This is a genomic window from Pseudomonas frederiksbergensis (genome assembly GCF_003732665.1).
Taxonomy (GTDB): Bacteria; Pseudomonadota; Gammaproteobacteria; order Pseudomonadales; family Pseudomonadaceae; genus Aquipseudomonas; species Aquipseudomonas frederiksbergensis_G.
Genome location: NZ_MOBP01000022.1, coordinates 141850 through 152755 on the forward strand (window position 1 = coordinate 141850; position 10906 = coordinate 152755).

The window sequence follows — 10906 nt, forward strand, 5'->3', positions numbered from 1 at the left end:
GTAACGATGATTAATGCTGTAATTGCCGCGGTCGGCGTCATGCTGGTGCTCAGCCTGTCCCGCGTGCATGTGGTGATCGCGCTGATTGTCGGCGCGTTGGTGGGTGGCTTGACCGGTGGCCTGGGCATCGACGCGACGTTGAAAGCCTTCAACAGTGGCCTGGGCAATGGCGCCACGGTGGCGTTGTCCTACGCGTTGCTCGGCGCGTTCGCCGTGGCCATCGCCAAGTCCGGCCTGGCCCACGCCCTGGCGGACAAGGCCTTGCTGATGGTCGACCGCCAGCACGCCAGCGGCGGGCGGCAGGTCAAGTGGTTGTTGATCGGTTTGCTGTGGGTGGTGGCCATCGCTTCCCAGAACATTCTGCCGATACATATCGCCTTCATCCCGTTGCTGGTGCCGCCGCTTTTATATGTGCTGACCAAGCTGCAACTGGACCGGCGCCTGATCGCCTGCGTCATGACTTTCGGCCTGATCACGCCGTACATGGTGTTCCCGGTGGGCTTCGGCAATATCTTCCTGAATCAGATCCTGTTGGCCAACGTCGCCAAGAGCGGCGTCGATATCAGCCAGATCAACGTCATGCACGCCATGGCGATTCCGGCGATGGGCATGGTGTTCGGTCTGTTGGTGGCGGTGTTTTTCAGCTACCGCAAAAAACGCGTCTACGACCTGGCGAAAATCGAGCAGGTGGAGCAGGTCAGCGTCGCCTACAACCCGCTGACACTCTGTATTGCCGGTCTGGCGATTGCGGCGGCGTTCATCATTCAGCTACTGCTGGACTCGATGATCATCGGTGCCCTGGCGGGTTTTCTTATTTTCTCGGCATCGGGGATTGTGAAGTGGCGTGAAACCGACGACCTGTTCACCGAAGGCATGAAGATGATGGCGATGATCGGCTTCATCATGATCGCCGCCTCGGGTTTTGCCGAAGTGCTCAAGGCCACCGGGCAAGTGCGCACGCTGGTGGAAAGCGCGGCGGCGTGGATCGATCACAGCAAGGCCATCGGTGCGCTGCTGATGCTGCTGGTGGGGTTGATGGTGACCATCGGCATCGGTTCGTCGTTCTCCACCGTGCCGATCCTGGCGGCGATCTTCGTGCCGCTGTGCGTGCAACTGGGCTTCAGCCCGATGGCGATCGTGTGCATCGTCGGCACCGCCGGTGCGCTGGGCGACACCGGTTCGCCGGCCTCGGACTCGACCCTCGGCCCGACCTCCGGCCTGAACATCGACGGCCAGCATCACCACATCTGGGACACCGTGGTCCCGACCTTCCTGCACTACAACCTGCCGCTGCTGGCGTTTGGCTGGGTGGCGGCGATGGTCCTCTGATCACCGATCCCCTGTAGGAGCGAGGCTTGCCCGCGAAAGCGGTGTGTCAGTCACATAGATGTCGAGTGTGCCGCCGCCTTCGCGGGCAAGCCTCGCTCCTACAAGTTGATTGTGGTGACCGATGATTCAACTTTTGATCCGGCCTGCCGTTAAAGCCTTAACCACGCCAATAAAATCAAAAGAGTGAACCGTCATGCGCATGAGCCTGAAGGCTAAAGTCCTGTCCCTTGCCGTTCTCCCGGTGTTGCTCTTCGCGCTCGTCATCAGCCTGACCACGCTGTTCATTCTTCAGGAACAGGCGCGCAAGGAGGTCGAGGAAACCCGCCAGAGCCTGCTCAAGGACGCCAAGGCCACCCTGCAAAGTTACGTCGCCGTGGCCATGACCGCGATCAAACCGCTTTACGACGCCGCCGCCCCTGGCGATGACGCCGCGCGAGCCCAAGTGGTCAAGTTGCTGTCTAGCATCAGCTACGGCAAGGACGGCTACTTCTTCGGCTACGACTCCAACACCGTGCGCCTGTTCAAGTCCAACAGCCCGGACGGCGTGGGCCAGAGCTTCAAGGACAACCGCGACCCTAATGGCGTTTACGTCAATCGCGACCTGGTGAAAGTGGCGAAGGACGGCACCCACTATCTGGAATACAGCTCGCCGTTGCCCGGCAACACTCAGGTGCTGGTGCCTAAACTCGGCTACACCGAATACCTGCCAAAGTGGGACATGGCGGTTGGCACCTCGGTCAACCTCGATGGCATCGAAGCCCAGGTGGCGTTGGTCCAGACTAAAGTCACTGAGCGCATGGAAGGTGTGGTGCTGAGCATCGTCGGGATCGCTGTCATTGTGCTGCTGGTGATTGCGGCGGCAGGCATGCTGCTGGCCAATGCGATTCTGCGCCCGCTGAACCTGATGAAAGCCAACCTCGACGACATCGCGGCGGGCGAGGGCGACCTGACCCGGCGCCTGACCATCACCAGCCAGGACGAACTCGGGCAACTGGCGGGCTCGTTCAACCGTTTCGTCGACAAGATCCACGGCCTCGTGCGCCAAATCACCGAGATGACGTCGCAACTGACCGGGCTGGTGAACCAGGTTTCAGACCAGGCCCAGCGCTCGGATCAGGCCATGGAACGTCAGCGTCACGAAACCGATCAAGTCGCGACCGCGATCAACGAAATGTCTGCCGCCGCCCAGGAAGTGGCGAAAAGCGCCCAGAACGCAGCAGTCGCCGCCCAACAGACCGACGCCGAAGGCCAGGCCGCCAAGCGTGTAGTGGCGGGCAGCATCGTGAAAATTCATGCGTTGGTGGACGACATCCGCACCAGCGGCGTGTCCCTCGACAGCTTGCAAAAAGACGTGTCGTCGATTGTCAGCGTGCTCGGCGTGATCCGCTCGATTGCCGAGCAGACCAACCTCCTGGCGCTCAACGCCGCCATCGAAGCCGCCCGCGCCGGTGAGGCCGGCCGTGGTTTTGCGGTGGTGGCGGACGAAGTCCGGGCCCTGGCCAGTCGCACGCAAATCAGCACCCAGGAAATCCAGGGCATGATCGACCGCTTGCAGGCCGGCACCCAGTCGGCAGTGGAAGCGATGCGCCGCTCCAGTGAAGCGGGCGACGGCACCTCGGCCCAGGCCAACGAAGCCGGGGCTTCGCTGGACACCATGGCGCAGTTGATCGGCACCATCAACTCGATGAACGCCCAGATCGCCAGCGCCGCAGAAGAACAGACCGCTGTGGCCGAAGAGATCAACCGCAGCGTGCATCAGATTGCCGTGGCGGTGGACAGCGTGGCGGATGAAACCCAACTCGGCGCCCAGACGTCCCGCAGCCTGGCGGACCTTGGTCAACGCCTGGGTAAACTGGTCGGCCAGTTCCGGATCTGAACCCCTCATCGCGGGCAAGCCATGCTCCTACAAGAGCAGATTGTGCGACCACCGACTGTAGGAGCAAAGCTTGCTCGCGAAGGCGTACTTGAGGGCGCCTTCGCCGGCAAGCCTGGCTCCTACAGAAAGCAATTTGCATTGTTGTCAGGGTCTGTCCCAATACGGCACCGCTCCAAAACACTCCACATAAAAATCAATCACCGTCCTGACCTTCACCGACAACCGTCGGCTCCCCGGCCACAGCACCGCAATCTGCTGCGGTTCAACGCTGTTGGACACTTGATAGTCCTTCAGCACCGGCACCAGTGTCCCCGCGCGCACCGCTTCGCCAATCAACCACGACGGAAACATCACCAGCCCCAGCCCCTGTTCGGCGGCTTGGGTCAGGGTGTCGGCGTGGTTGCCGGTGATTGGGCCTCGCACTGAGTAGGGCGTCCAGTCCTGCTGGCCCTGGCGGAAAAACCAGCGCTGCTGGCCGGTCACGCCTTTGTAGGCCAGGCACTGGTGGGTGGCGAGGTCTTCGGGGTGTTGCGGGATGCCGTGGCGTTCTAAATACGCGGGGCTGGCCGCGACCTGAAAGCGATGGGGCGCCAGGATCCGCGCCTGCATGCTCGAGTCGTGCAGCGGGCCGATGCGAAATAACAGGTCGGCGCCTTCCTGCAACGGGTCGACGTAGCTGTCGGTCTGCTGGATATCCAGTTGCAGCTTCGGGTAACGCTCACAGAGTTGCCCCAGCCACGGCGTGAGGTGCCGCTGGCCAAACACCACCGGCGCATTGATCCGCACCAGGCCGCTGGGTTCGCTTTGCTGTTCCTGCAAGGCCTGTTCGGCTTCTTCCAGTTGCACCAGCACCAGCCGTGCATGGTGGCCGAGCATGCGCCCGGCCTCGGTGGGCGTGACGGCGCGGGTGTGGCGGTAGAGCAATTGCTGGTTGAGGGCTTGTTCCATCAACTGGATTTGCCGGGAAATCGAAGAGGGCGCCAGGCCTTCGCGGCGGGCGACTTCGGAAAAACTGCCGTGGTCGAGCACCGCGACAAACAGCCGAAGCGCCTTGAATCCCAGTTCGTTGAGGCCGTGCATGGTTCATCCTGCTGTGCGAGTTGCGCAAAAGTGTTGTCCGGATGCTCCCATTTATCGCAAAGGACCGCCAGCCGATAATGCGCGCCTATCCCAGACACCACGGACCCCTGTGGGAGCGGGCTTGTGTGGCGAGGGGGCTTGCCCCCGTTGGAGCGCGAAGCGGTCCCAAAAAAGCAGGCCTGCTACGCAGTCCAACGGGGGCAAGCCCCCTCGCCACAAAAGCCTCCTAGCCACACAAGCCCGCTCCCACAGGGTTCGTGCCATAACTGATCAATCGCAGGTTTTTCTTATGCAATCTTCTTCAATCGATAACGTCGGTGTTATCGCAACGCCAACCACCAAACCCGGGCTGCGGCTGTTGCTGCTGCCTTTGGTCATCCTCGCGGGCATGGGCCTGTCGGTGGAGGCCGGTCTGCTCGGGCCGCTGGGTGTTCAGGTCGGGCATCTGTGGGCGACCCTGAGCATCTTCGGCGTCGGCTCGGCGATTCTGTTTTTGCTGCTGTTGTTCAGCGGCCCGCAGCAGGGGCCGACGCTCAGTGAACTGCCGCGCTGGCAGTTGATCGGCGGGTTTCTCGGGCCGATCTACGTGGTGGTGCTGACCCTGGCCACGCCCTCCATCGGTATTGCCATGACCATGATCGCCATCCTCTCCGGGCAGGTCGGCAAGAGCGTGCTGATCGACCACTTCGGCTGGTTTGGTGCGACGCGCAAAAAGGTCAACGGTGAACGTTGGCTGGCTCTGCTGCTGATCGTCGCGGCACTCGTTTTGATCGCAAGGGGTTGATGATGAATCTGATTATTTTGTTGGCCGTGGTCGTAGCGGCCGGTGCGGTGTTGAGCGTGCAGGCCGCGATCAACGGGCGTCTGGGGGAAACCGTCGGTGTGTTGCGCAGCAGTTTGTTGACCTTTGTGGTTGGCGCGATTGTCACCGGGTTGCTGATCCTGTTCTTCGAACCGGCCCACGCCGTGAGCCTGTTGGACGTGCCGAAATGGCAACTCAGCGGCGCGCTGTTTGGCGTGGTGTACATGATGGTCATGGTCGGCGCGGTGCCGCGAGTGGGGACGGCGGTGGCGACGGTGGCAGTGATCGTCGGGCAACTGGGCATGGGCATGCTGATCGACAACTTCGGCTGGCTCGGCAACCCGGCGATTGAATTGTCCAGCAGTCGGATATTGGCGATGGTGTGCCTGGCGTTGGCGTTGGTGTTCATGTATCGCAGCAGTACCCGAAACGTCGCTTAACATCGATCCCCGTAGCAGCTGCCGAGCCTGCGAGGCTGCGTTCGAGGACGCAGTCCTCGCAATCCTGTGTATGCGGTTTACCTGACCCACCATGGTGTTTGATTCGCGACCGCTTCGCGGCCGAACGCAGCCTCGCAGGCTCGGCAGCTGCTACGGACCGGGGTAATGGCGAAGAGATCGCAGCCTCGTTCTACTCGTCAGCTCCTACAGTTCTACACTGGTTACACGGTGCGAACGCTTTGCACCGGACGACCATAACCGTGGAGTCCGTCTCATGATCGACAGTGAAAGTACCTGCGACTGCCCCAAATGCTCCTGCAAACTGGGCCAACATCCGATCGCGCGTCACGGCAAGCATTACTGCTGCGAAGCCTGCGCCAAGCACCATGAACACGGTGAGGCGTGCACCGGCAAGGGCTGCAAATGTGCCCAGGGCTGAGTGTTCCACCACCCAAAAAAAGTGGAGCCTCAGGGCTCCACTTTTTGCTGTCTGACGTTCCTTGTCGGGTTATGGGCTAGTTCGCCGGTCGCCACTTGACGTTTTCGACGCCGAATTTCTCCGCCAGCGGCTTGCTGGTCTTCTGCACTTTTTCACGACCGAATCGTGGTATTCGCCCAACCCCGGCGTCGCAGCTTGCCCAATGCCAGGCCTCGGCGTTATCCATCTTGTCCAGGCGGATAATGAAAGACTTGGGAACGCCATGAAGGGTGTATTCAATGACGAAGAGTTTTGCGTTGTTCATAAAGCCCGTATTCCTCCCTGTGGTAATAGAGGGATCGCTGGCGGCGCTGAAAATTCACTCGGATTGTCAGATGGCGGCGTCACTGGCGGCGAGCCAGACGCCTCGCTACCATGGTGACTCCCCCGAACCCCAATGAACGCACCCTATGGCCCTCGCCGCACCGCCCGACCTGACCGATACCGACGTGCCCGTGCAACCCCTGGCGCGCACCTACCCGCGCGGCTTGTTTATCGAGCCCCATGAGCATGCCTGGGGTCAATTGTTGTATGCCATGAGCGGGGTGATGTGGGTCGAAACACCCCACGAAGCCCTGGTGGTGCCGCCGCAACGGGCAGTATGGCTGCCGCCGGGCGTGCCCCATGGGATTCGTGTGGTGTCGGACTTGCAGATGCGCAATATCTACCTGCGCCCGGCGTTGGCCGCGACCCTGGATGACAGCGTACAGGTGATTGAGGTCGGTGGACTGCTGCGTGAATTGATTGTCGGTCTGGTGGAGCAGGGCGACGACGGCGCTCCGGAGTATTACGAAGCGCTGGTCGGCCTGGCGTTGCTGGAACTGCAACGGGCCAAGCGCTCGATGCTGAAAATCCCGTTGCCGGACGATTCTGATCGGCGCCTGCTCAACCTGTGTCAGGCGGTGATGGCCGCGCCGTCCCTCGATATTGCTTTTGAGCAGCACGCGGAAAATGCCGGGGCCAGCGTGCGCACCTTGGCGCGGCTGTTCAAGGATGGGCTCGGCATGGGGTTCGCTGAGTGGCGGCGCCAGGTGCAACTGGCGACGGCGGTGGCGGAATTGATCCAGGGTGTGCCGGTCAGCGCGATTGCCCGAGAGCTGGGGTACTCGCCGAGTAGCTTCAGCGACATGTTCCGCCGGGAGCTTGGTGTCGCACCTTCGCAGTTCAACGTGAATCGGTAAGGCGAACACCTTCCCTGTAGGAGCGAGGCTTGCCCGCGAAGGCGGCGGCACATTCAACATTGATGTGACTGACACACCGCCTTCGCGGGCAAGCCTCGCTCCTACAGGGGATTGAGGCTTTGGCAGAAATTCAGAAGTACTTGGCCGGTGCCATTTACGCCCTCGCTCTAGACTCTGCGCATACCCCCAATGCCACGGAGTCATCATGAACTACCTCATTTCCCTGGCCATCGGCCTCGGCGTCGGTCTGCTGTACGGCGCGCTGGATTTTCGTTCCCCGGCACCACCGGCCATCGCGCTGGTAGGGCTGCTGGGCATGCTTGCCGGTGAGCAGTTGTGGCCCATGGGCCGGCAACTGATCGCTGGCTGGATGTCCTGAAAACCTCTCATCCCTTTGATGGAAGCTCCCCATGAAAGCTCTGCAATTCGACAAAACCGGCGACCTCTCGGCCCTGCGCTTCGTTGAAGTCCCAACCCCCGTTGCCGGCGCCGATGAAGTGCTGGTGCAGATCAAGGCCGCTGGCCTCAACCCCAGCGATGTGAAGAACGTGCTGGGGCGTTTTCCCTACACCACCTTGCCACGGATTCCCGGCCGGGATTTCGCCGGGGTGGTGGTGCAAGGCCCACAGGCGTTGATCGGCCAGGAGGTCTGGGGCACCGGCCGTGAGCTGGGTTTCTTCGCCGATGGCTCCCATGCGCAATTCGTCAAGTTGCCGGCCAATGGCGTGGCGCTGAAACCGACGCACCTGAGTTTCAGCCAGGCCGCCAGCCTCGGCGTGCCTTACACCACGGCGTGGGATGCACTGGAACGCAGCCTGGTGAAGTCCGGCACGCGCTTGTTGGTGATCGGCGGCGGCGCGGTGGGCAGTGCGGCGCTGGCGCTGGCCAAGGTGCGCGGCGCTCAGGTGCTGGCGGCGGCGCGGCGGGTGGAGCAAGTCAAGGAATTGCAGGCCCAGGGTTATCAGACCCTGCAACTGGACAAGCCTGAAGACCTCGGCGCGCAAGTCAATTCTGTGTATGCCGGCGGCGCCGATGTGATCTTCGACACCACCGGTTTCTGGCTACCAGCTTCGGTCCCGGCCCTGGCGCCGTTCGGCCGCATCGCCATCATCGCCGCGCCGGTGGACGGCCTCGTGCAATTGCCGGCGCTGGCGTTGTACCGCAAGGGTGGTTCGGTGGTGGGGATCAATTCGCTGCTGTACGGCGTTCAAGCCTGTGCCGCGATGCTGGATCAGTTTGGCCAGTTCTTCGATCAGGGCTTGTTGCCGTTGCCGGAAGGGTTGGTGGAATCGCCATTGGCTGAAGGGCTGGAGCGTTATGCCGAGGTGAATGCGGGCGGTGGTGACAAGGTGATTTTGTTGCCATAACGCAAGACTAATGTGGGAGCGGGCTTGCTCGCGAAAGCGCTGGGTCAGTCAACAGAGATGTTGAATGTGCCGGCCCCTTCGCGAGCAAGCCCGCTCCCACAGGGTTTTGGGTTTTCAGGTCAGGCCTCGGGAACACCTTTTTCCCAAGCCGACCAATTCTTCAAGATGTCCTGCACCAACGGATTGCCGGTGCGATACAGATTCTCCAGCGCCGGCACAAACCCACCCTGGTCCGCATATTTGAGCAGGTTATCCACCTCGCTCTGCCCCGGCGCCGGGCGGTCGAAGTCGGAGCCGGCGCGCACCACCGCCAGGCGTTGCACGTCCACCAGACCTTCACGACTGGCCCGCAGCAGCGCTTCGTAGGTGGAGTTGTCTTCCTGCTGGGTGGTGCAGTACTCGCCTTTGTTGTCCGTCAGCAGTTTGGTCCAGACTTCCGCACGCTCGCTCAGGCGAGTGCCGGAGAACCAGGTATTGCCCGCCGCTGTGTCGCATTGGGTCACCACCGGCGGCTGGTTGGCCGGGGCCGACGGGTATTTCATGCGCCAGGCCGCCGATTCCTTGCTCTCGGCCAGCTCGACTTTATGCGAAAGCGCAAACGCCTTGGCCTGCAATTTCGGGTTGAGTTCGAAGACCTCAGTCTTGTAGTCCAACGGCGGTTTTTCGTTCGGGCCTTTGGTGTTGATGCCGATGTAGCCGGTCGGCCAGTCTTTCGGTGCGTCCCGGGAATCGATCTCCCATTGGGTGCCGAATTCCACCAGGTAATGCGCCCACGCGGCGGTGCCGATGGTCCCGTGTTTCGGGCTGATGCCGGCGATCCCGGCGATCAGGAAATAGCTTTTACGCAGGTCGAATTTCGACGACAGCGCCAGAGCCAAAGTCGAGGCCGCAGCGTTGGTCTGGCCCATGCCGGTGACCATCAGGCACACCTGCTGCGCGTTGCAGCGAACGGTCGGGTACTCGGCGGACAGGCCCGGTACGCGAATTTCCTGCTTGAGTTCCAGGCGATCGATCCAGTTCTGCGCCTCGGGGGCGAACATGGTGATCAGCATCACTTTCGGCTGGATCGGTTTTTCAATCGCCCACGCGGTGGAAGCGAGCAGGGTGCCGCAGGCCAAACCTACGGATAACGAAAGACGCGTCATTGCTTTCATAAGATCTCCTTAGAACTGATAACCGATGCCGGCGTAGTAACCCCAGCCGTTGGAGCGGGCTTTGAAGTCGCCATCGCCGAAATTCAACTCGCTGCCATCCTCCCAGTTGCCGCCGTTGTGGAAATAACGGCCGACCAGGGTGAAGCGCAGATGGGTAAACGAGTAGAGCAACACGTTGGTGGCCACGGTGGCGTTGGCGGTGCGGGCCGGGTTGTCCTTGTGCAGGTCCGAACCGAAATCGAAGTTGGTAAAGCCGATGTAGGTCAGCGACGCGCCGTTGCTGAAGCTGCTGATGGGCACGATGTATTTCAACTGGGCGCGGTAGCCGTCCCAGGAATACTCGTTGCTGGCACCGTAGTTTTCCCACTGGTAGCGACCGTAGAAGTTGGCCGACAGGTTGACCCGCGAGTGGGTGTCGATGTCGGTGCCCAGGCCGCTGTACAAGGTGTTGGCGCGATTGCGGGTGTTGCTGCCGTGGTCGTAGATCCAGTCGAACGCCACGTACCATTCCTTGAACGGCCCCACGGCCAGGCTGCGACCGGCCAGATAGTCGATGGAGATCCGCGGTTCGTGCTCCATGAACAGCGGCGAACCGTGGTCCCACGCGCCTTTGTCATGGCTGTTGCCGATGTCGAAGATTTTCGGGATGTCGACATAGCCGTACAACTCGAACGGTCCCTTGCGACCGAAGTACTCGTATTCCAGGTACACATCGTCGGCCGGTTGCGGGCCGAAACTGATGTCCTTGCTGCCGATGACCGTCAGGTCCTGGTTGAACCAGTCCGACAGGTACGCGCCTTTTTTCGGTGGGTTGGCTTCCGGGCTGAGTGCTTCGCCCTGGGCTGACTCTTCGGGGAGGACGGGTTGCGCCAAAACGGTGCTGCTGAGTAGTCCTGTAACGCTGGCCAGTAGCAAAGAAACAGCAAAGGTGCGCGAGCAAGTCACGCGGCTGGACGTGCGAAGCATTGAAAGTCCCTTTTCGTGCGGATCGAAGGCCCGGTTTTTCGGGCTTGCGCAGTTAGGTTGCGAAAAAGCCGTTATCGGCGACTCGCAAACGTTTGCACATCCCATACCAATTGTTTCAATCGCATGAAAATCCGAAGAAATCGGTGGTTTTACTGTCCTTTTGATCAGGTAATGCGATTGCCCATACAACGCTGATCCCCTGTGGGAGCGGGCTTGCTCGCGAAAGCGGTATG

12 protein-coding genes are annotated in these 10906 nt (G+C 61.3%); 8 read left to right on the plus strand and 4 right to left on the minus strand.

Features of this window, described 5'->3' with window-relative positions:
• Positions 1-9 precede the first annotated feature (9 nt).
• Both BK665_RS28920 and ctpM read left to right on the plus strand, forming a co-directional pair.
• On the plus strand, positions 10-1329 hold the full coding sequence (locus BK665_RS28920; RefSeq protein WP_185076678.1) for a Na+/H+ antiporter family protein: 1320 nt from the start codon (positions 10-12) through the stop codon (positions 1327-1329).
• A gap of 199 nt (positions 1330-1528) precedes the next feature.
• The gene (ctpM, locus tag BK665_RS35545; RefSeq protein WP_511261982.1) at positions 1529-3205 is read left to right on the plus strand and encodes a methyl-accepting chemotaxis protein CtpM; all 1677 of its coding nucleotides are present in this window, start codon (positions 1529-1531) and stop codon (positions 3203-3205) included.
• Positions 3206-3349: 144 nt separating this feature from the next.
• Here ctpM and BK665_RS28930 read toward each other — a convergent pair whose 3' ends face one another.
• Positions 3350-4285, minus strand: coding sequence for a LysR family transcriptional regulator (locus BK665_RS28930; RefSeq protein ID WP_123409937.1), 936 nt, complete (start codon positions 4283-4285; stop codon positions 3350-3352).
• A 289-nt stretch (positions 4286-4574) separates the two neighbouring features.
• Between BK665_RS28930 and BK665_RS28940 the strand changes: the two genes are divergently transcribed.
• The 3 genes from BK665_RS28940 (at position 4575) to BK665_RS28955 (ending at position 5966) form a co-directional block, all read left to right on the plus strand.
• Positions 4575-5069 (plus strand): DMT family transporter, encoded by a 495-nt coding sequence (locus tag BK665_RS28940; RefSeq protein ID WP_123409938.1) that lies wholly within the window; start codon positions 4575-4577, stop codon positions 5067-5069.
• On the plus strand, positions 5069-5527 hold the full coding sequence (locus tag BK665_RS28945) for a DMT family transporter (protein ID WP_123409939.1): 459 nt from the start codon (positions 5069-5071) through the stop codon (positions 5525-5527). The genes BK665_RS28940 and BK665_RS28945 overlap by 1 nt, the downstream gene beginning before the upstream one ends.
• A gap of 274 nt (positions 5528-5801) precedes the next feature.
• On the plus strand, positions 5802-5966 hold the full coding sequence (locus tag BK665_RS28955) for a metallothionein (protein WP_123409940.1): 165 nt from the start codon (positions 5802-5804) through the stop codon (positions 5964-5966).
• A 76-nt stretch (positions 5967-6042) separates the two neighbouring features.
• On the opposite strand, the gene BK665_RS28960 is transcribed toward BK665_RS28955, so the two are convergent.
• The gene (locus BK665_RS28960; protein WP_123409941.1) at positions 6043-6270 is read right to left on the minus strand and encodes a DUF6555 family protein; all 228 of its coding nucleotides are present in this window, start codon (positions 6268-6270) and stop codon (positions 6043-6045) included.
• A gap of 145 nt (positions 6271-6415) precedes the next feature.
• On the opposite strand from BK665_RS28960, the gene BK665_RS28965 reads away from it, so the two are divergent.
• From BK665_RS28965 to BK665_RS28975, 3 genes are all read left to right on the plus strand, one after another.
• A complete protein-coding gene (locus BK665_RS28965) occupies positions 6416-7186 on the plus strand; it encodes an AraC family transcriptional regulator (RefSeq protein ID WP_123409942.1) in 771 nt (256 codons plus the stop codon).
• A gap of 205 nt (positions 7187-7391) precedes the next feature.
• A complete protein-coding gene (locus tag BK665_RS28970; RefSeq protein ID WP_123409943.1) occupies positions 7392-7565 on the plus strand; it encodes a DUF1427 family protein in 174 nt (57 codons plus the stop codon).
• 31 nt (positions 7566-7596) lie between these two features.
• Positions 7597-8553: a quinone oxidoreductase family protein gene (locus BK665_RS28975; RefSeq protein ID WP_123409944.1), complete on the plus strand. Its 957-nt coding sequence runs from the start codon at positions 7597-7599 to the stop codon at positions 8551-8553.
• Positions 8554-8672: 119 nt separating this feature from the next.
• Here BK665_RS28975 and BK665_RS28980 read toward each other — a convergent pair whose 3' ends face one another.
• Together BK665_RS28980 and BK665_RS28985 are read right to left on the minus strand one after the other, a co-directional pair.
• Positions 8673-9707: a purine-nucleoside phosphorylase gene (locus BK665_RS28980; protein WP_123409945.1), complete on the minus strand. Its 1035-nt coding sequence runs from the start codon at positions 9705-9707 to the stop codon at positions 8673-8675.
• 9 nt (positions 9708-9716) lie between these two features.
• On the minus strand, positions 9717-10673 hold the full coding sequence (locus BK665_RS28985; RefSeq protein WP_123409946.1) for a nucleoside-specific channel-forming protein Tsx: 957 nt from the start codon (positions 10671-10673) through the stop codon (positions 9717-9719).
• Between the last annotated feature and the right edge of the window lie 233 nt (positions 10674-10906).